General features: G+C 40.7%; 23 protein-coding genes. 18 read left to right on the plus strand and 5 right to left on the minus strand.

What is annotated here, in order from left to right:
• The 17 genes from J2T19_RS23850 to J2T19_RS23930 form a co-directional block, all read left to right on the plus strand.
• Window positions 1-729: RHS repeat-associated core domain-containing protein (locus tag J2T19_RS23850; protein ID WP_307220273.1), on the plus strand; the 729-nt coding region annotated here is incomplete at its 5' end.
• 17 nt (window positions 730-746) lie between these two features.
• Window positions 747-1,292, plus strand: a complete 546-nt coding sequence (locus tag J2T19_RS23855) for an SUKH-4 family immunity protein (RefSeq protein ID WP_307220275.1) — start codon at window positions 747-749, stop codon at window positions 1,290-1,292.
• Between the two features lie 44 nt (window positions 1,293-1,336).
• A complete protein-coding gene (locus tag J2T19_RS23860) occupies window positions 1,337-1,831 on the plus strand; it encodes a hypothetical protein (protein ID WP_307220277.1) in 495 nt (164 codons plus the stop codon).
• A 395-nt stretch (window positions 1,832-2,226) separates the two neighbouring features.
• Complete coding sequence (locus J2T19_RS23865) at window positions 2,227-2,745, plus strand: SecY-interacting protein Syd (protein ID WP_307220279.1); 519 nt, start codon at window positions 2,227-2,229, stop codon at window positions 2,743-2,745.
• Between the two features lie 38 nt (window positions 2,746-2,783).
• Window positions 2,784-3,323 carry a SecY-interacting protein Syd gene (locus tag J2T19_RS23870; RefSeq protein ID WP_307220281.1) on the plus strand — a complete coding sequence of 180 codons (540 nt, stop codon included), beginning with the start codon at window positions 2,784-2,786 and terminating at the stop codon, window positions 3,321-3,323.
• 213 nt (window positions 3,324-3,536) lie between these two features.
• The gene (locus J2T19_RS23875) at window positions 3,537-4,097 is read left to right on the plus strand and encodes an AHH domain-containing protein (RefSeq protein WP_370874941.1); all 561 of its coding nucleotides are present in this window, start codon (window positions 3,537-3,539) and stop codon (window positions 4,095-4,097) included.
• A 123-nt stretch (window positions 4,098-4,220) separates the two neighbouring features.
• Entirely contained in the window at window positions 4,221-4,757 is a 537-nt protein-coding gene (locus J2T19_RS23880; RefSeq protein WP_307220285.1) for a cytoplasmic protein, read from the plus strand.
• A gap of 273 nt (window positions 4,758-5,030) precedes the next feature.
• Entirely contained in the window at window positions 5,031-5,411 is a 381-nt protein-coding gene (locus tag J2T19_RS23885; protein WP_307220291.1) for a hypothetical protein, read from the plus strand.
• Between the two features lie 244 nt (window positions 5,412-5,655).
• Window positions 5,656-6,099, plus strand: coding sequence for an SMI1/KNR4 family protein (locus J2T19_RS23890; protein WP_307220293.1), 444 nt, complete (start codon window positions 5,656-5,658; stop codon window positions 6,097-6,099).
• Between the two features lie 164 nt (window positions 6,100-6,263).
• Complete coding sequence (locus J2T19_RS23895; protein ID WP_307220295.1) at window positions 6,264-6,767, plus strand: hypothetical protein; 504 nt, start codon at window positions 6,264-6,266, stop codon at window positions 6,765-6,767.
• 79 nt (window positions 6,768-6,846) lie between these two features.
• A complete protein-coding gene (locus tag J2T19_RS23900; RefSeq protein ID WP_307220297.1) occupies window positions 6,847-7,239 on the plus strand; it encodes a hypothetical protein in 393 nt (130 codons plus the stop codon).
• A 184-nt stretch (window positions 7,240-7,423) separates the two neighbouring features.
• The gene (locus tag J2T19_RS23905; RefSeq protein WP_307220299.1) at window positions 7,424-7,891 is read left to right on the plus strand and encodes a hypothetical protein; all 468 of its coding nucleotides are present in this window, start codon (window positions 7,424-7,426) and stop codon (window positions 7,889-7,891) included.
• 202 nt (window positions 7,892-8,093) lie between these two features.
• Entirely contained in the window at window positions 8,094-8,390 is a 297-nt protein-coding gene (locus J2T19_RS23910; RefSeq protein ID WP_307220301.1) for a hypothetical protein, read from the plus strand.
• Window positions 8,391-8,533: 143 nt separating this feature from the next.
• A complete protein-coding gene (locus J2T19_RS23915) occupies window positions 8,534-9,115 on the plus strand; it encodes a hypothetical protein (RefSeq protein ID WP_307220304.1) in 582 nt (193 codons plus the stop codon).
• A gap of 34 nt (window positions 9,116-9,149) precedes the next feature.
• Window positions 9,150-10,043, plus strand: a complete 894-nt coding sequence (locus tag J2T19_RS23920) for a nucleotidyl transferase AbiEii/AbiGii toxin family protein (protein ID WP_307220306.1) — start codon at window positions 9,150-9,152, stop codon at window positions 10,041-10,043.
• A gap of 170 nt (window positions 10,044-10,213) precedes the next feature.
• A complete protein-coding gene (imm48, locus tag J2T19_RS23925) occupies window positions 10,214-10,648 on the plus strand; it encodes an Imm48 family immunity protein (protein WP_307220308.1) in 435 nt (144 codons plus the stop codon).
• 348 nt (window positions 10,649-10,996) lie between these two features.
• Window positions 10,997-11,536 (plus strand): RNA 2'-phosphotransferase, encoded by a 540-nt coding sequence (locus J2T19_RS23930; protein WP_307220310.1) that lies wholly within the window; start codon window positions 10,997-10,999, stop codon window positions 11,534-11,536.
• A gap of 259 nt (window positions 11,537-11,795) precedes the next feature.
• On the opposite strand, the gene J2T19_RS23935 is transcribed toward J2T19_RS23930, so the two are convergent.
• The 5 genes from J2T19_RS23935 to J2T19_RS23955 form a co-directional block, all read right to left on the minus strand.
• Window positions 11,796-12,653, minus strand: coding sequence for an SDR family oxidoreductase (locus tag J2T19_RS23935; protein WP_307220313.1), 858 nt, complete (start codon window positions 12,651-12,653; stop codon window positions 11,796-11,798).
• Between the two features lie 241 nt (window positions 12,654-12,894).
• Window positions 12,895-13,320 (minus strand): Rrf2 family transcriptional regulator, encoded by a 426-nt coding sequence (locus tag J2T19_RS23940; protein WP_307220317.1) that lies wholly within the window; start codon window positions 13,318-13,320, stop codon window positions 12,895-12,897.
• A gap of 158 nt (window positions 13,321-13,478) precedes the next feature.
• Complete coding sequence (locus tag J2T19_RS23945; protein WP_307220319.1) at window positions 13,479-14,303, minus strand: carbohydrate ABC transporter permease; 825 nt, start codon at window positions 14,301-14,303, stop codon at window positions 13,479-13,481.
• Window positions 14,304-15,176 carry a carbohydrate ABC transporter permease gene (locus J2T19_RS23950; RefSeq protein WP_128102955.1) on the minus strand — a complete coding sequence of 291 codons (873 nt, stop codon included), beginning with the start codon at window positions 15,174-15,176 and terminating at the stop codon, window positions 14,304-14,306. It abuts the gene before it with no gap.
• Between the two features lie 55 nt (window positions 15,177-15,231).
• Complete coding sequence (locus J2T19_RS23955) at window positions 15,232-16,533, minus strand: ABC transporter substrate-binding protein (protein ID WP_307220321.1); 1,302 nt, start codon at window positions 16,531-16,533, stop codon at window positions 15,232-15,234.
• Between the two features lie 159 nt (window positions 16,534-16,692).
• Between J2T19_RS23955 and J2T19_RS23960 the strand changes: the two genes are divergently transcribed.
• Window positions 16,693-18,585, plus strand: coding sequence for a cache domain-containing sensor histidine kinase (locus J2T19_RS23960; protein ID WP_307220323.1), 1,893 nt, complete (start codon window positions 16,693-16,695; stop codon window positions 18,583-18,585).
• The last annotated feature ends 1 nt before the right edge of the window (window position 18,586 follow it).

The raw sequence follows: 18,586 nt of genomic DNA on the forward strand, positions 1-18,586 counted from the left end.
GATGCCTTCGGGAATATGTTGTCTGCAAGAGAGCAACGGGGAAATCCGTTCCGATATGCGGGAGAAATGCAGGACGCGCTGACAGGACATTACTACCTGCGTGCGAGATTCTATAATCCGCAGATTGCTAGATTCACACAGGAAGACACGTACCGTGGAGACGGTCTAAACCTGTATGCGTATGTTGCCAACAACCCGATCCGATATGTAGACCCGAGTGGGTATGCAAAATCGGGAAGCGGTGGAACCCCAGCTTCTTGTGTGAATAAGGGACTTGTTTTCGATAGTGATTATGAAATTAGAGGCTACAGGCAAAGAGATTTGAGTAAATATCCTTCAGAGTATATTGTTGATCCTAGACTAATGCTAGAAATGGACTTCAAAGGGAAAAGTTCATCAGGCACTAACGCTGCAGGATGGGAGCGCAGTTCAAAAAAATTCTTTAATCAATTATTAAAGAATAACCCCGAATACTGGAGTGAGAGCAATACTCGAACCATAAAAAAAGGAAGGGTGCCGACTGTAGATGAACATTTTCTGCAATACTTCCCTCAATATGAAAAATATTTAAATGATCCAATGAGGCATCATCATATTGGTGAAGGTGGGCAGGCAGTTGCGGTACCTCTCACGTTACATCCTGGCTATGGTGGGATTCATAATATTGAAAAAGAGTGGGGGATTACAGGAGTTGACGATAATATTGCTGATAGATTAAGTAAATTTTAATAAATGGAGGGAAATACATGAACCCTAATTTGTTCAGGAGTCTTTGGAATGCTGAAGAAAATGGATCATTAATTAATTTTGATCAACAGGTAATAAATATTTTGAAAATTGATGAGCATAACAAGGAATTTTTCAGAATTGCAGGTCTGCCAGAGACTCCAGCGCCTTATCTGGAGTTTATTTCCTCTGAAGGACTATTACTTAATTTGTCGAAAAAATTTAGTCTTTCTGAACAGTATAAAGATTACTGGTATTTAGGTACAACGGCTGCAGGTGAAATAGTAACCTTGAAAGAAAGAACAGGACATATCGTAGCAATTGATGTTCAGAATAATAATAAAGAAACGTACATCAACTCTTCAATAATACATTTTGCAGAATTTTTATATGAATTTTCGGAGATGATTCTCAAAGCAATTGAAATTAATGGAGATGATGCTTTTATTGATAACAATATTCCTGAAGAATTGCTGATGGATACTATTAAAAATTTGAAGACTATAGATGAGGCCGCAATGGAAGGTGCAACATTTTGGTGTAATGAGTTTGAAGAGTTCGCTTAAAACTATTAAATGATATTGCGTTGTTAAAATGAGGGAACAATCAAATGAATAAAGATATAAATCTCGAAATTGATGGGCTTGGCATTATTCTATATTCCCCCTTTTCAGTAGCACATATTAAAGAAGAAGAGGACTACTTAACAAAAAACTATATGTCAGCTGAACAAGTTGCAGATCATGTCAATCGAGGAACAATTGTAGGATTTTCGACAGGGTCACCAGGTAATTATATGTTAAGACTTAGAGACGGTTATCCCGATGAAAAAACTCTAGATGAGTCTGACTACGTTCTAAGATTAGCCATAGAAATACGAGATCATAAACTATGTATTAGAGACTTGTATGATTTAATGGAGTGGACTACCGAATTACCAGGTGAGCAAGTGATCGACCTCGATAATGGTTGCTACAATATCACTGTTTTCAGTAATTTGCCGCTTTCAAATATACGAGGAGATCAGCAGGGAATTTATCTTTACTTTAATCGATTAACTGAAATGCCCAGAATATCGTATTCTGGAGTGCCTACGTTAGAGTAGTGAACAAGATTAAGAAATCCTTCAAACGTAAAAGTAGAATCAAAGCACTTTTTATTGTAATAAATTGTTCTGCATTTATTATAAAATACAGAACAAACATATTTTTATGTCTACGGTCTATTCCTACTAGGATAGACCTGTTTTTTTATAGTCTTGGTAAAAAGATTCATTTTATAAAGAACATAATTGAGAAGAAATTGGGTATTTAGGGAATTCTATATATGCTGAACTACTGCAAAATTTTAATAAATAGGGGCTGAAAAAGATGATTATCAAATCAATGGAAAACTACTTTGAAAGGTATGTAACTACATGGAAGGAATTTAATGGAACTTTACCTCGAACCTCTTGGATAGGTGAAAAAGGACAACGATTAAAAAAGGAGATAATTTGATATGAAACAAAAATTGGAGGACTATTTCAAAAGAAAATATGCTAGGTGGCGAGAGTATAAAAATTCTTTTCCTATGATTAGTTGGGATGAGGATGTGCCTTCGTTTATGTATGTAGGAGAAATTAACAATGAAAATTATGTTCAATGGAAGGCGATTCCAAAAGATGAGATATACGAGTTTAGTGAAGTTAAGAATGAGTATAATATCGAGCTGCATCCCGATATCAAAGAGTATTTTAATTCATATTGGTTTCTTGAATTAACAGGAAGATATGAAGATTACAGTGTCATATTGGAACCCGTTGTACCAGGAATAGGTTTAAGAGATTTTTATCGTAATTTAAAAGAGTATCATCACAGTCATGGAAATCAATTGAAACATATTCCTATCGGGTTTGAAGCGGATGGGCTAATTATTTTAGTTGATAACGAAACAGGCAAAGTATTCATTGAGGATCATGAAAGTGAGACATACGAAAAAATAGCTGAAAACTTGGTAAAATTAATTGAAAAAATGTAGACGGATTTTCTTGAAAAAATTTAGAGGTAGGTAAAAAAATGGAAGTTACTCAAGCAATGGAAAACTATTTTGATAAGTTATTGTCTTTTTGGGAGGATCAGTTCTCAAGTCTTCCTAAGATATCTTTTGAAGAAGATATTGAAAGTTGGATGTATGTTGGAGTACCTGACGAAGAAGAAAGTGTCCAATGGAGGCCAAGACTTAAAACAACTAAAGAGGATTTTACTTTAATAGAAAGAGAATTAGGAATGAAGTTGCACTCTTCAATTAAAGAATATTTTAACTCATTTTGGTTTCTAAACCTACAAGGATTTTACGGATCTAATCGAATCACATTAGAAGAAGTGATTCCAAACAAGGATATCCTTGCTTTTTTCACCAATCAGATGAATTTTGAAGTAAGTGCAGAGAGAAAGTTCGATTATACCCTTATAGGGTACATCTCTCCAGATGATCAAGGCTTGCTACTGGATAATAGAACTGGAGAAATAGTTAGAGAAGATTACGAGACTAATGAGCTTTTACGAGTTGCTTCTTCTTTATCAGAATTAATTGATAGTCTTAGAATAACCAAATAAAAATAATAATGAGAGCTTAGGGAATTGAATTACACCTACATCCTAAGCTCTCATTATTGCTTTAAAATGAATAGGAAAGTAGATTCAACGCTACGAACAGGACAAAAAAGATAGAACTCGAATACATAAACATACGATATCTCGGGAATATGCTGTCTGCACACGAGAATAGCGTGTCAACAAGTGCCGTTATGCGGGAGAAATGCAAGATGCTTGACAGGACATTACTATCTGCGTGCGAGGTTCTATAATCCGCAGATTGCTAGATTCACACAGGAAGACACGTACCGTGGAGACGGTCTGAACCTGTATGCGTATGTTGCCAACAACCCGATCCGATATGTAGACCCGAGTGGGTATATGTGTGAGGTTAAGGGTGATGTTTACGATCCCAACAAACGTTTAATTCCAGGAACCCCTGGTCAAATAACGAAAAGCGATTCTTCGGCTCTTGGAAAAAATCTTTTGGAATCTATGGGGTTACCTAGATCTTTGCAATGGACCGGATATCAAGCGCAACATATAATTCCTGGAGAAATGTATAACCACCCTGTAATTATAAAGATTGGGATGGATATAAATCATGCCAATAACGGAATTTTTCTTCCTACTCCAGGTAAGTCCCCAAGCACATTGTCTAGACATCAAGGATATCACAGTGTATATAATAGAGCTGTAAAAAAAGAATTAAATAAAATGGATATTAAAGAAAGTATAGAAGTGCTAGAGAGGCAAATATATGATTTACAAAAAAACACTGCAAACGGGTGTTGAGAAAGGAATACCTTTGTATAAATCTAAAATACAGACACAGAGAGCATTAAAGAAATTTTATCTATAAGGTAAAGATAAAGATCTTCCTGTTTGGCTTAGAGGTGGAGGAGCAACGGAAGACTTATGGGAAAGGTGGATAAACAAATGAAGTACGGACAAAATACTAGTTTGGTACTAGAAGTTATAAAGTTTATTTCAAATAATAAACTTTTCGAATCGAATAGCCATTTTCCTAAAGACGTCACGATTGTTGATGACTATGAGAGGGCAAAACAACTAGCCTTTTCTCAAGATTTAAAACTTGTTGATGTAACATGGCAGGATGTGAAGTCTAATGAGAGCGCTGCTCTATTTAGCTCTATTTATAAAGAAGAAAACTTAAAAGAGACGGATAACGAACTTTCTGAAATTTTCGAATCCAGTGATAATTATAATGAAGATTTTATTCCATTCGATTATTGGGATATTTCAGAGGAAATAGAATCTGATCTATATAAAATTGCACTTAATCGTTTTATAAATGGTAATAAGACGAATTTTTATGAGGAAATGTTTGAATGTTATCAATCTGGAGGGTGGCCTTGTGGCTGGGAGGGTATCTATCCCAATGGTAAGTTTATTGTATATGTGCCATCTTCAGATCACTATAGTAAAGAATAAAAGCATTAGTCACCATTTTATTTAGAATTAATTAGTTGAAATTGAGCTTTTTGAAGTTTATGAGATAACCGATTGCTGCTGGTTTCCTCATCTTTCTCAGGGTTATTTGATAGTCTTCAAATAACTAAATAAAAAAGTAAGAGAGCTTAGGTAGTTGGTTTAATAACCCATAAGCTCTTGCTTTTTTGTAAAAAAAGAATGGGCAAGGCAACTCTAAAAGACTAATGAAACAATAGCTAAGAAGTTTGGATTGAACAAAGGTGATGATGACAAATGTATTCAAGAAAGTTTATCAGAGAACAATTAATTGATGCAATGCACGGTTTAGAAGAAGCGACAAAGTATTTCGAGAATAAACTTAATGATCTTGAACTACTTAAATTATTAATTAAAATTGCAAAGGATGATTATTCTACAGATGCTTCTGCCGCAGCATCCTATTGGATATCACATTTCGAAGAGGGACTTCTTAAGGAAGTAGAAGGGAAGTTGCTAATTCTTCAGAAATATAAGCTTGATTCCATTTCGGGTTTCGCAATCATAGCATTGTCAAGAATAAATTCTGCAAAGGGAAGGGAATACCTTTTAAGACATAGAATTAACCCCATGGTTAAATGGTGGGATTCGAAGGCGCTAGAAAATTATATGAAGTAATAATGTTAAGAGAAATTTATGACTTCTAACAACATCAAAATTAGATTACTTCCAAGAATATTTGCTCTGATTGGTATGTTCCAATGAGGGCTTTTTTCTAGTTAACTATGAATTGAAAATGGTAGCTAATCCTTTGAAGTGTTATCAAAGTTGCAAGGATTTGTTAACAATTTTAGGTGAATTTCCGAATATTAAAGTTACTAGAGTTTAAATCATAGATTATTAAAATGTGGAGGAATCTAGAATGAGTTCTTTAGAAGGTAATGATATCAGAATTTTCTTGTCAAACTTAGAAGCGCAATCGGTTCCAATAAAACCTTGCATTGAAGATGAAATCTCAATATTGAAGAATCTAAGTCCAACCAAAGAACTTCCCTTAACTTATTTGGAATTTATGTACAAAGCGGGTAATGGAGCCGAATTTCTGGCAGGAACAGATTATTCTATGAAATATATATTAGAGCTTAAGGAATGGGCAGTTGAACTTTTGGGAGAAAATAATTATTCTGAGAAACTAACAGATAATCAGTTTGTATTTATGATGCATCAGGGATATATGTTCTGGTACTTTAATTTGGACGAGGGTGATGATCCGCCAGTGTTTCTATATGATGAAAGTCTAGATCTAAGTGAATTCAAGAAAGTGAATGATAAGTTCTCGAAATTTTTAATTTCAATGTATGACTGATACTATATGAAAATTATGGTTCTAATAAAGATTCAATCTCTTATGATGTAGGGTTGTATTTGTTTGAATCTTTATCAAAAAAAGGAAAGTACAGAATACATCTAGATAATACTTGATTTTTACAGTGCTTATATTTAATGATTTGCAAAGGTGGGTTTTATTTAATGAAAGAGATTATTGTTAGTCAAGAGTTGTTGAATGAATTTGAGGATATCCATTGGTTTGAAAATTGCGGAAAAATCGAAGCCATGGAGTTACTTTGTTCAATACAACAAGTAGAGGGTTGGGAGACAGCAGAAGAATTGGATGATAAGGAAGAATGGGAGGCGATAATCTCCAATAGTAGAGATCGTCTTGCGGAATTTATTCTGAGGAAATTAGGATATAGTGTTAGAGATTTTAATGCAGTTGTTGTTGCGGTAAGAGAGTCACAGCAGTATAAAACGGCTATTGCTACACTTAACAATGTTATTGAAGAGAAGAATATAAAAGATGAATTTGCAGGAACAATAGCCTGGTTATTGCTTAATGCTGGTGTTGAGCGTGCGTTTGGCGAGTTTAAAGGGTGTCCAAGTTTCTTTGGGCAAATGTTATTGGTTCTTAGATCAGGGCACTGTCCATGCGGATGGAACGGAAGATGGCCACAAGGTACGTTGTACATTTACTAACTATTTCAATCATAAAAACTTATTTCGGTTTAATAATTATAATACATGATGATTATCCCAATAGATCGTGAGGTTCTGCATGAACAAATATATGTTATCTGTTACCAAAAAGGTAGACTACTACTTTAGCCAACATGAAATTGCAAATATCATTTATCTACAGGATGAAGAGGATCATGAACGATTAGACCAGGTTGTTTTCTTTGAAAAAAGTGATGGCGATGTCATAGGTATATACATCAGGGGAATGAATCCGTTAATTTCGGCGAAGCGAATAAATGATGTGGATGATTTTAATTTGTACGCTACATACGAAGGACTACTGGAATACAAAGAAAAGCTGACCTTCAAAATCGAATACATAGGTTTGGTTTTCGGTTCTCAATACAACGAATTACTGGGAAATATTTATCGAATGATGAAGCGTCTGAATCCATATTTATGTTATTTTTGCAGGATGAGATCCTTGTAGAACAGGGATGTAGTAAAGTTTACGCAACCAGGGTGCTTGATGCACAGTTTTCGGCAAATGGGTATGTTACATATATTAAAGAGAGTGAAAAAGACTGGACTCCATCTTGCATGTAGATTCGAATTGCATCAGGGGAATGTTTTGTCACATTGATAAAAATTGAATGGATAAGGAGGATAACGCTATGAACAACCTTATTATGAAACATTGGTCTGCCGAACAACGCGAGTTGCCGGGGCTGAATTGTATTGCTTTCTCCAATGGGAACATCATCATGTTAAATGTTGAGACCTATTACGATCCGAACAACAATGAGTGCAGAATATACTGCTCTCCCCTCTGTGATACCACGATTGAGAGTGTGGAGAAATATAACGCTGACTGCTGGACTATGGTTGATCCGTGGACGAGTATTGTTTATCAAGGTGGGAAGATCTATGGCGGGGATGGGCAGATGGGAAATGAAGGCTTCATTGCTTGCACAGATGCAGACCACAATATGGTGTGGGGAATTTTTCTTGATGCAACCAATCCTATTAAACAGTTAAGTATTCAAGATACAACATTAACAGCCATTAACGAACACGAAGATATGAGAATTGAAATTAGTTTGCATAATCTTGTGGATATTCAAATGTCATATCTTAGATAAGTACTAACTTAGATTAGGAGATTGGGTATGAATTCGCAACTCAAAAGGACTATAGATCAAGTTAAAGAATTGTTGATGCAGGATCATGATAGTATAATTTATGGTCAACTACATTCAGGTCTAGGATACACCCTACCTTCAGATTGTCCTCACATGAGACCATATTATGATTTTCTTGGAATGAGTAATGGTGCGCTGTGGGGTGATTGATCTATGGTCATATGAAGAACTGGACAAGAAACAATATCGTCTGAACAATTGGATGAATGATGTGGGTGAGTGGCTTGAGATTGGGCAAATATTGTATGAGCCGTTAGTGATCAACCGAAAATCGGGTTTGCTATACGTTCTGAAAGAAGAAGAACACATAAAAGAAGAAGAAAACATAGGGGAATGTAATGACTTCCTATTCAACTATGTGTTTGGAGAAAAGTACTATAGTATTGCTGCGGGTGTGGATGATTGGTGGCTACTTCTGAAGAGACTTCAATCTGTTTAGTCAGTAAATGAAAAAACTGGAACAAATCTAGCAAAGTACCGATGTATAATTTAGGAAGTTTTCCAGAGAATTGCGATTATAGTAGTACATCTAACATCTTCGCAGCGATCCTAACATCATAAGAAACGACAGGGAGTGAGCACATGGAATTTGAGTTTCATATTACAGTGAATGATCTAAGTCTTGAAGAGAAGGCAAGCTTTATTGAACGTTGCCAGATAGAGCAGGTTAAACCCGTGATGATTGTGTTAGATCATGGCGATTATATTCATCAACCGATGATTACAGGCGTAATACATAGTACGAATTTTGATGAAGTACACAGTACGATTAAACAGATGGCAGCACGGTTCCAACATAGCGGGTTTACGGTTGTGCGGATCAAGGTAGAGGTTCCAGCGAAGGAAGAAACGTACTTTCATCAGCGAATGGTACCTAACTCCACCCCCTATTTCGAATGGCACGGTAAAGTGAACGTAGATGATGTGAATCATTTAAAAGAACTATGCGAAAGTAACGGTGGACATATTTCAAGAAACTCGCTTAATGCAAATGGCAAAATACGATTTGTAACAGTCCGAGAATATAACAGTTCTGAACAGTTCTACAACACAGTGAAGCAGATACACCATATCCTGCAACACAATGGAATCCAGCTCATTAAGGAACAGTACGAATTATGTGTATATGACAGCAGAGAAGAACTGGATCGTGGCTGGATCTAATCACACATACATATAGGGGAAGAAGGAACTTTAGATGTCCGAAGTGAAGCATTTACACCAGTTTAGCTGGGGAGAAAAATTAATTATTGCGTTGGAGGCACTGCTACGAAGAGCATCTCATGTAGGTATGCCATTTGTATTGAAAGGCAGCTTGTTAACGAGACAATATTTAAGCAACAGAGATATTCGGGATGCGGAGGATATCGACTTTTTGTACATGGGTAAGGTCGAGGATGATCAGCAGGCCAAGAAACTTTTTACCGACTGGATGATCCAGGTCACGGAGCTTGATCTGAACGATGGTGTTATGTTTAGAAGTTTTCGCGAGAACGCCTTTTGGCGGAGAATTGATTACGCAATGGCAGATGACTTTCCAACAATTAATACCGATCTAGCTTATTATTTCACGAGTGAACCTAGACAGGAAGATACCTATGAAGAGGAGCTATTTCTGGATATTTCATTTAATCTGGATATGGAGGTTGCGGCGATCCCACTCACGTACCAACCGCTTATGGGAGAGCCCTTTGTCGTTCCATATACTGTTCCATTATCGGTTCAAGTTGCGTGGAAGCTGCATCAGACGATTGTTAGACCTCGGTTCAAAGACTTATACGATCTGAGCTTCCTGTTAACGCATCCCACGTATGACAAGCAGACGCTGCAACAAACGTTACAGACGCTAGTCAACGAATGTCATATCGATCCATCCATAACGGATGCAGCGATCAAGAAGGTATTGGTGGATGATCTAGTTGATCTAAGGGTAGCGTTATCCGAGTATGATCTGCGAGATTATGCGGGAAGTCTGAACATAGACTATTATTATTCGGAGTTTGCAACGAAGCTGCGTGAGATCATGAACCAGGCGGGTATTAACATTCATGCTTACGAAAATCTTCCTAGCCCTACCATTCATAAAAAATAGTTTATTGCTCGCGATATGAAATGAACCTTGTTCGCTCTTGCCCTTTTATTTCAATTCATAGCATCTATCGAGCATATTCATAGATTTGAACTGAGCGCCCTATCTCGTTACAATAGGGGCAAGTGATTCATAGAATGGATCCAAACTGGTTCAGAAATGGAGAATTACCTATGACTGATTTTATTAACGCTGATGATATTAATGATGTAATTTTAGCTTCTGCAGCGAACGAGCTGGAGGAGATGGTGAATCGAATCTGCGAGCTGATTGGCACGCCGTTGGAGCAGACGACAGAACTGGAACGACAAGTTATTGCTGCTTTTGGATTCGGCGCTGTATATGGCATCACTCATCGGGATCAGCTTCGAGAGCCACAGGCTCATGCTCTAAGTATACGGATGCTGATTAAGCCGTTTCTTTATAGTGAACAACAAGCAGTAGATTTTGCGGATGACCTCATTCGAGTGGCTTCAGATCGTGAGGCTCATCCAGTCATGAATACAATTATTCATCGAGGCATTGATGGTCACTATCAATTTACACAGGAGGATAACGAGGGACTTGCACGGAATATACAAGAGATTTTAACGGCTGTACGCTCCTAACGGTGTTTTACATCGGAAGCCTAAGCCAGCCCCGTTTTTCCCTTTGCAGAAGGAGTGCAAAAAAACGGAGGTTCACAGCGACCTTTAAGTGCATGTTCAAAAAGGGCGGTTTTCAGTACCAAGAAGATGGGATGAAGATAGAAATGGAGTAGCGGAGCGTAGGTAAACCTACGTGAGCAACAGACATTTCGGCTGAATTCCATCTTCGACGCTGAGATGCCGCTCGTGCATCCTTCGTAATCAAAAGCGGACTTTTTGACAACCTCTTTAAGGTTTATTCTCTCATCGGAGTGAACAAGTGTAAATCTCTTTAGTTGAACCTATTAACCAACTAAGGAGTTGATTGCGATGGATCTGATGAAGTTGAGTAAAGAACTCTCTTATGCGTTGCGTCATGCTCCGTGGGAGTATGAGCTGGAGTTAGACGAAGAAGGCTGGGTGGAGATCTCACAATTGCTTGTGGCGCTGCATGAGAGCCCGCAGTGGAAGCATGTGACGGAAGCGGATCTAGAGAAGATGATCGCAGTCTCGGAGAAAAAGCGACATGAAATTCAAGCTGGTCGGATCCGCGCCTTATATGGTCATTCGACTCCGCACAAGATTGCGAAATTATCTGCAACTCCCCCAGAGACGCTCTATCATGGTACGCCCTTACGTGCAGTAGAGTCCATTATGCAGCACGGTTTGCAGCCGAGACAACGGCAATACGTGCATTTATCCGCAGATATGGAAACTGCCACTCAGGTTGGACGCAGGCGGGATGATCAACCTATTATTTTGACAATCGACGCTGCTAAGGCTGCCCAAGATGGAATACGGTTCTATCATGGAAATGAAAATATTTGGCTGGCTGATCATATTCCTGCGCGATACATTCAACAGCCATGAGTGGATCATAAGAAAGTGCATGAGAGAAGAGAAGATAGAACGAGATATAAAAAGAGATGCAAACAGAGCTGCCAAAAGAGACAACACCGATCTATGATCGGGATCGCTCTCACGGTGTATGCTCATGAAAATCGATCGTTATTACAGAAAAGGGACACGTCCAACAATCAGTTGGCGTGTCCCTTTCTCGTACGATCATGATATATCCTTAATAGAAGTGATGTCTTTGAAACTAATCAGCTCAACGGCTCATCGGATCTCATTGACCCACGATCGCTTGAATACCCTCGCGAAGTGGTTGAGCTGGACGTCCGAGCAATTGCTCCAGTGTGTTGCTCTCTACTGCAAGAGCGCCATCTTTAATCACTGCTTGCATATCTACCAGCATGGTTACAACAAAGTCTGGAAGACCTGCACCCTTCATGATTTCAGCATAGGCAGCACCGTCTACGTTCTGAACGGGGATGTCTTTACCGAGTACTTCACCAGCGATGGCAGCAAGTTCAGCTTGAGTTAGAAGTTTGCCAGAGAGTTCATATACGGTGTTCTCATGACCTTCACCTGTTAGTACAGCAGCGGCAGCATGTGCATAATCACGACGCGTTGCCCAGCCTACTTTGCTGGAATCCGTAGCATGAACCCAAGGTGCGCCTTGAATCGCAGCTTGAATGCTGCCTGCTTCATTTTCCAAGTACCAGTTATTGCGTAGGAAGGAATAAGGGATGCCTGTCTCCAGAATCGCACTCTCTGTTGCACGGTGTACTTCTGCGAGAGAAAGGGAACTCTGTCCTGCATTGACAACACTAGTGTAAGCGATGAAACCAACGCCAGCTTCCTTCGCCGCCTGAACAGCAGCCTTGTGCTGACGAATACGCGTTTCGTTATCTGCATCAGCAGAGATCAAGAGCAGACGATCTACACCGGCAAAGGCTTGTGCCAATGTTTCCGGTTGATCAAAATCACCATGACGCACGTCCACACCTTGGGAGCGTAGATGCTCTGCTTTTTCTGGATTACGTACACTTACTGCCAGATCTGAAGCCGGAACGGATTGTAGCAAAGCTTCTACGACGAGTGAACCGAGATGTCCTGTTGCGCCAGTAACTAAAATTGTCATTGTTAATTCCTCCAATGGGGTATGTTTTAGAATCATAGGGAAATGCCTAAGTAAATGTGTTCATATAGCTTAGCTTTCCTGATGTAAAAGTATTGATGTAACCATATACGTTATAACAGGTGTGATTACAACGAAGGGATAAAAAAAGCTCAACCTTGAGCTTTTTTTAATTTTCACCAGAATAGCCAGTTCTCTTCACCGAACCAATCGAAAAATCGAAAGGGAAGCATAGTTTACTGGGCTATTCATCTGGTTGAACCTGATCCATCAACTGCTGAATCGTTACACACTTCAACCGTTCCTCCATGGCAAGTTGAGCCTCTACCAGTTCGGCACGCAATGTATGCTCAATCATGCTGCCTACCGAACAGGCTGGATTCGGATGTTTGTGAAAGTTAAACAGCTGACCGTCCTCCACGACATCAAGCGCATGATAGATATCCAATAACGTGATCTCCGCAGGCGGCTTGAGCAGATACGCACCACCAACGCCAGGTCTGACATCAATCAAGCCTGCTTTCTTCAGCGTGGACATGATCCGGCGAATGATGACGGGATTCGTATTCACACTTCTAGCTATAAAATCTCCGGTGCACTCTGTAGGTACAACGGCAATCAGAGATAATGTATGAACTGCAATGGAGAAACGACTGCTGATTTGTTTCATTGTTAATCACCACCGTTGTAACCATAATAGTTACAAAATGTTCCGAAGTCAACTGGAATTTTTACGTTGCTCTCCACAACTTGTTTTTGATTCCAATTGGTCACATTCCATTTTCGATTATTCCTATCATCTCCACAATCCCCATAATTCCAGTCATTTCATCCTTTGACAGCTCCGGAAGTGAGGCCGCCTACAATATACTTTTGCCCAATGAGGAACACAATTAACACAGGCAACGATGTAAGTACAATATCCGCACTAACCAGATTCCACTGTGCACTGAACTGTCCAAAGAAATTATATACAGCCAGCGTCATAGGCCACATCTCGACCGTATTGAGCATGTAGAGCGGCGCGGTAAATTCATTCCATACACTGAGGAAATTCAATACAAATACCGTAACCAGCACGGAGGTGAGCAGAGGGACAATGACTTTTAAGAACAACTTGATCCCGTTGCATCCGTCCATGATGGCAGCCTCGTCTAACTCTCTTGGAATATTTGATACAAACGCAAACGTGATGAACAGGGAGATGGGAATGCCCATCGCTGTGTAGAGTAGAACCATGCCCACATGTGAATTAATCATGCCTAGCGTCTTCATCACTTCCATTAATGGAATATAGTTCAGAGGCAATGTAATGCCTAGAATGAGGAAGAAGTATAGGAACTTACTCCACCGGGAGTGATTCCGAGATAGCGTGAAAGCCGAGAAGGCCACGACAAATACGAGTAAAAGGGAGGATGCTCCCGCATGTAACAGGCTGTTGAAGAAGGAGCTACCCAGATGTCCTTGCTCATATACAATTTTATAATTTTCGAAAATAAATGTCTCGGGAAGAGTTAGTTTCAGTACTTTAGCTTCTGCATCGGACTTGAACGAGTTTAGGACGATGACGGCAAAAGGGATCAACACAATGAGGCTAAGGATCCATGCCAGCACGTTCAGACATAGGGAAACGAGTCGTTTCTTCAAGCGCATCTAGAATTCCACCTTTCGGTTCATCAAGCGAATAATGAAGAAGGAGATGATCGCCATAATGACAAACAAGATGGTGGATAGTGCACTACCGAGTCCCCAATACCCTTTGGCAAAAGACGAATACACTGCTGTATTAATGACATCTGTTGCATTACCCGGGCCGCCGTTGGTGAGTACGTAAACAGCATCAAATACCCGCAAGCCATACGTAATATTTAATACCGTTGCAATGGTGATGGTAGGCATCAGCATCGGCAGGGTGATCTTGAACAGCTTCTGCCAGAAACCTGCGCCGTCAATGGATGCCGCTTCGTAATAATCACGGGGAATGGCGAGCAATCCCGCAATGAACAGCACCATAATATAGCCCATGCCTTTCCATGTATCCACAGCCATAATGGACGGCATCGCCCACGTCAGTGAGCCAAGCCAGTTCTGCGCGAGAAAATCGAGTCCGAGTGACCGCAGCGTAACGTTAACAAAACCATTGTTTGGATCAAGCAGACTTTTGAATACTAAACCAATGATGAGGAAGGACAGCACCTGCGGTGAGAAAATAATCATCCGATGCAGATTGGCTGCCTTCACACCACTAACGAGCAGCAAGGCGAGAAATAGTCCTAATACTGTTTTCGCAATCGATGTAACTAACGTAAATAACACTGTATTTTTGATAAAAAGCAGATAGGTTGGATCACCCGCCAGGATGGTGCGAAAATGCTCTAGTCCAACAAAGTTCTTCTCCGAGCTATAGCTGTTCCAGTCGGTGAAGGAATAATATATACCCAGCAGGGCGGGAGCGACGATGAATAGGATGTAAAGTACGATCGCTCCGGATGAGAAGTACCAAGGATAAATTTTGTTCGCATTCATAACATGTAACACCTGTCCTTCCTGCCGCGTGCTTCACTGTAGTGACACGACACAACTACTGCCATGCCTCATCTTTCAACACTTTGGCTTGTTCCGCCCGACGTTTATCGATATTTTGCAAAATTTGATCAGGAGTCATCGCGCCGGCAAACATACCCGAGATATCTTTGCCGATATCCATCCATTGAGGATCGATATACTTCACGGCTGCTTGCATAACCGTGCCCTTTTCATGATTTTTCTCATAGTCGATATAATCTTGCGTCAGCTTAGGTTCAATCTCGGGCCAGCAGATGGTCAGATTGCCCTCGCCTCCGTCAAATACACGTTGTAGATTGTCATGCTCCGTAATCCAGCGGAAGAATTTCAGCACTTCTTCAGGATGCTTGCTGTTTTTGTTGCCAAACATCGCTGCGGAACCACCTGGATTGACACCAATCGTTTGGTTATCACCCCAAGGCATGACGAAGAATCCCATATTGTCTTCCATGGCAGGGTATGCTTCGGAGACTTCTTTTTCAGTACCAGGCACACGCAGCAGCATTGCTGCTTTTTCCTGACCAAAGGCTTCGATGCCAGCTTCGACTGTGTTGGACAAGAAGTCCTTGCCGAAATAGCCGAGATCCGCGAATTCTTTTAATTGCTCAATAACGGTCCTTAACTGCGTCAGATCTGCGACCTTCATCTCATTGTTGTTTAGCTTCTCATAGGTTCCCGGTGTCGTATGTTCATAGTTAGGCCCTGTCTCGAACAGGGGGAGTACCTGATACCATCCGCTTGCTGGTGCTTGGTAGAATGGGATGATATCTTGAGCCTTAATTTTCTCGCTAATAGCCTTAAACTCGGCGTATGTGGTTGGGGGCTCAATGCCCAGCTCATTAAATATCCGTTTGTTATAGTACACATACCAGATTTTCGATGGAGCGAATGAAACGCCGTAAACTTTATCGTTATGGCTGACGGTTGGTAGAATTTCTTCGGACATTCGTCCGGCAAATTCCTCATTGGTCAGGTCAATCGCATTCTCTTCAGGTCGCACATTAGCTGGCATGCTAAGTGGGTCTACATCGACATTGAAGATATCCGGTGCTTCACCAGAAGCGAGCTTTACTTTGATCAGATCACGCCACTGGGCATCAGGCACCACCTGAAAGTCAATTTTCACACCTGTTTCTTGTTCATATTCCTTCGCCATCGTTTGCATAATTCCGGTGCGTGGAATACCACTTTGGCTGGTTCCAAACGTAAGGGTTACCTTGCCTGAACCTTCCGATGTTTTAGCTGAGTTACAGCCAGCTAGCAGCAATCCAGATACGAGTAACAAGCTGGCTAGTGATACCAAAAATCTTTTTTTCATCATTGAACCTCCTGGAAGAATAAGATATGATGTCTTGCAGTACAACGTAATGTAAGCGTATTCTTATATGTTCAACATTACGCTGATTGAGGAATGGGCTCAATAGACAAAAGCGGTCTGTTGGGTGGACATTTTCGAACCCGTAGATTGAGGTGTAAGATGATTCGATACCGTTTTCGAACGTTGCAGCAAAGCTTGTTTATGTATTACTCGGCAGTTTTTATTGTGTTTGCGCTCATTGTGGCAGGGCTGTTGTACGTTTTTCTGGCCAATGATATTCGCAGTCGCAGCGAAGAACAGCAGAAACAGCTCGGTGCATCCCTGGTGAGTAATCTGGATCAGGAAGTGGTCAAGATGAACAATTTCTCCATGAATATTGCCTATTCCAATCTGGTTAAGGAGCACTTTAGTCACTACTTGTCTCCTGCGGAAGGAAGCGAGCAGGGGCTTGCGGCAGATCCAGCATTCTACAAAGATACAACCACGCTGATCGACGTCATATTAGCCATCATTAGCAGCTCGAATACAGCCAAGCAGGCTAACATCTATGATGTGAATGGCAAAATGCTGGGGGCAGGTGCTTTTAATGGACAGATGAATGTCGATTTAACGCAGAGACCTTGGTACAACGAAACTTGGAATCGCAATGGCTGGCGAGTTATCACGATGTTAGATGGAGGCAGTCTGCCCATGCCTACAGGTGAAGGAGAGTCGGATAGCCGATATGTCTCACTTACTCGTGTGTATAAGAACGGGAATTACGTCAGCCAAGGCGTCGTCGAAATTTTGCAGGATGCCCAAACGATGTTCAACTATTTACATGAAATACAGGCTGGGAATGAAGAGCTGCATATTGATGTAATTGATGAGCGGGGATCGTTATTGTATCCCTTCTCCCGCTTTTCGTCGGAGGATGCTGAGGCAACAATGATGATTAGTTCAGAGGATCTGGCTATGATTCGCACGGGGCAATACCCACCAGGTGAAATGCAAGAGGTCGTCCATACGGACAGCAACTCTCCTCAGATGATGACGTATATGACCTCAGCCGAAACGGGCTGGACAGTGATTGTGACACAATCGAAGCAATCGTTGTTCGTGAGCCTGAACCGGATGGCTACGCTATTTATAGGCGCTACGTTAGGCATGTTATTGCTCATTTTAGTGTTATCGTATCTGATCTCCAAAAGAGTCACGTTACCCCTGCATCGACTACAGCGCATCATTCAAAAGATCGGTGTACAAGACCTCGCCACAGGCCAGGATTCGGGTCATTTGTTCAAGCTGGATCATCCAAGCTCTATTCGCGAGATGGATGAATTAAATGATACATTTGTGCGCTTGAATCAACAGCTTATGCAGTCCTTCCAGGACATGCTTGCTCTCAAGTCGCAGGAAACGGATACACGTTTATTCGCGTTGCAATCCCAGATGAATCCTCACTTCCTTTACAATAACATCACGAATATCAGCATCATGGCGGAAGAGGGCATGAATGATCAGATCGTTGCTTTTTGTGGACATATTACAGCGATGCTTCGTTACATCTCAGCACCTAACCCTGAAGGTGTGACCTTATCAGAGGAAATGAATTATTGCGAGCGGTATTTGGAGTGTATGAAAATTCGGTTCGAAGAGGATCTGCATTATACGTTTCATATTCCAGAGGCCATGCACCACATACGTATTCCTATGCTGCTGATCCAGCCCTTGCTGGAGAACACCATCAAATATGGATTAGGTGATTCACCTCCATGGAAACTGTATGTGGGAGGAGAGTTGAACGAAGCGGAAGAAACCTGGCGGATCATCGTTGAAGACAACGGACCGGGCATGGAGCCAGAGGTATTGACATCCATACAAGCGTATATTGAATCCTCACAGGACTGGGAGCGTATTCCTGATCTTGCGATTAACGGCATGGGGCTGAGAAATATTTGGATACGACTGAAATTATGGTATGGATCAAGAGCACAGATGCACATTGAAAACAGGCCTAACGGCGGGGTCAGAATTACCGTGGGTGGATTGATTCGAAAGGAGCGTGGCTGAA

Source organism: Paenibacillus tundrae (genome assembly GCF_030812775.1).
GTDB lineage: Bacteria > Bacillota > Bacilli > Paenibacillales > Paenibacillaceae > Paenibacillus > Paenibacillus tundrae_A.

What these genes read in the sequence shown, in the direction of transcription:
- J2T19_RS23935 (WP_307220313.1), bottom strand. Translation starts at nt 12,653, where the DNA reads ATGACAATTTTAGTTACTGGCGCAACAGGACATCTCGGTTCACTCGTC.
- J2T19_RS23900 (WP_307220297.1), top strand. Translation starts at nt 6,847, where the DNA reads ATGAACAAATATATGTTATCTGTTACCAAAAAGGTAGACTACTACTTT.
- J2T19_RS23890 (WP_307220293.1), top strand. Translation starts at nt 5,656, where the DNA reads ATGAGTTCTTTAGAAGGTAATGATATCAGAATTTTCTTGTCAAACTTA.
- J2T19_RS23945 (WP_307220319.1), bottom strand. Translation starts at nt 14,303, where the DNA reads ATGCGCTTGAAGAAACGACTCGTTTCCCTATGTCTGAACGTGCTGGCA.
- imm48 (WP_307220308.1), top strand. Translation starts at nt 10,214, where the DNA reads ATGACTGATTTTATTAACGCTGATGATATTAATGATGTAATTTTAGCT.
- J2T19_RS23880 (WP_307220285.1), top strand. Translation starts at nt 4,221, where the DNA reads ATGGGAAAGGTGGATAAACAAATGAAGTACGGACAAAATACTAGTTTG.
- J2T19_RS23870 (WP_307220281.1), top strand. Translation starts at nt 2,784, where the DNA reads ATGGAAGTTACTCAAGCAATGGAAAACTATTTTGATAAGTTATTGTCT.
- J2T19_RS23865 (WP_307220279.1), top strand. Translation starts at nt 2,227, where the DNA reads ATGAAACAAAAATTGGAGGACTATTTCAAAAGAAAATATGCTAGGTGG.
- J2T19_RS23860 (WP_307220277.1), top strand. Translation starts at nt 1,337, where the DNA reads ATGAATAAAGATATAAATCTCGAAATTGATGGGCTTGGCATTATTCTA.
- J2T19_RS23950 (WP_128102955.1), bottom strand. Translation starts at nt 15,176, where the DNA reads ATGAATGCGAACAAAATTTATCCTTGGTACTTCTCATCCGGAGCGATC.
- J2T19_RS23940 (WP_307220317.1), bottom strand. Translation starts at nt 13,320, where the DNA reads ATGAAACAAATCAGCAGTCGTTTCTCCATTGCAGTTCATACATTATCT.
- J2T19_RS23930 (WP_307220310.1), top strand. Translation starts at nt 10,997, where the DNA reads ATGGATCTGATGAAGTTGAGTAAAGAACTCTCTTATGCGTTGCGTCAT.
- J2T19_RS23955 (WP_307220321.1), bottom strand. Translation starts at nt 16,533, where the DNA reads ATGAAAAAAAGATTTTTGGTATCACTAGCCAGCTTGTTACTCGTATCT.
- J2T19_RS23915 (WP_307220304.1), top strand. Translation starts at nt 8,534, where the DNA reads ATGGAATTTGAGTTTCATATTACAGTGAATGATCTAAGTCTTGAAGAG.
- J2T19_RS23895 (WP_307220295.1), top strand. Translation starts at nt 6,264, where the DNA reads ATGAAAGAGATTATTGTTAGTCAAGAGTTGTTGAATGAATTTGAGGAT.
- J2T19_RS23920 (WP_307220306.1), top strand. Translation starts at nt 9,150, where the DNA reads ATGTCCGAAGTGAAGCATTTACACCAGTTTAGCTGGGGAGAAAAATTA.
- J2T19_RS23905 (WP_307220299.1), top strand. Translation starts at nt 7,424, where the DNA reads ATGAACAACCTTATTATGAAACATTGGTCTGCCGAACAACGCGAGTTG.
- J2T19_RS23885 (WP_307220291.1), top strand. Translation starts at nt 5,031, where the DNA reads ATGTATTCAAGAAAGTTTATCAGAGAACAATTAATTGATGCAATGCAC.
- J2T19_RS23855 (WP_307220275.1), top strand. Translation starts at nt 747, where the DNA reads ATGAACCCTAATTTGTTCAGGAGTCTTTGGAATGCTGAAGAAAATGGA.
- J2T19_RS23960 (WP_307220323.1), top strand. Translation starts at nt 16,693, where the DNA reads ATGATTCGATACCGTTTTCGAACGTTGCAGCAAAGCTTGTTTATGTAT.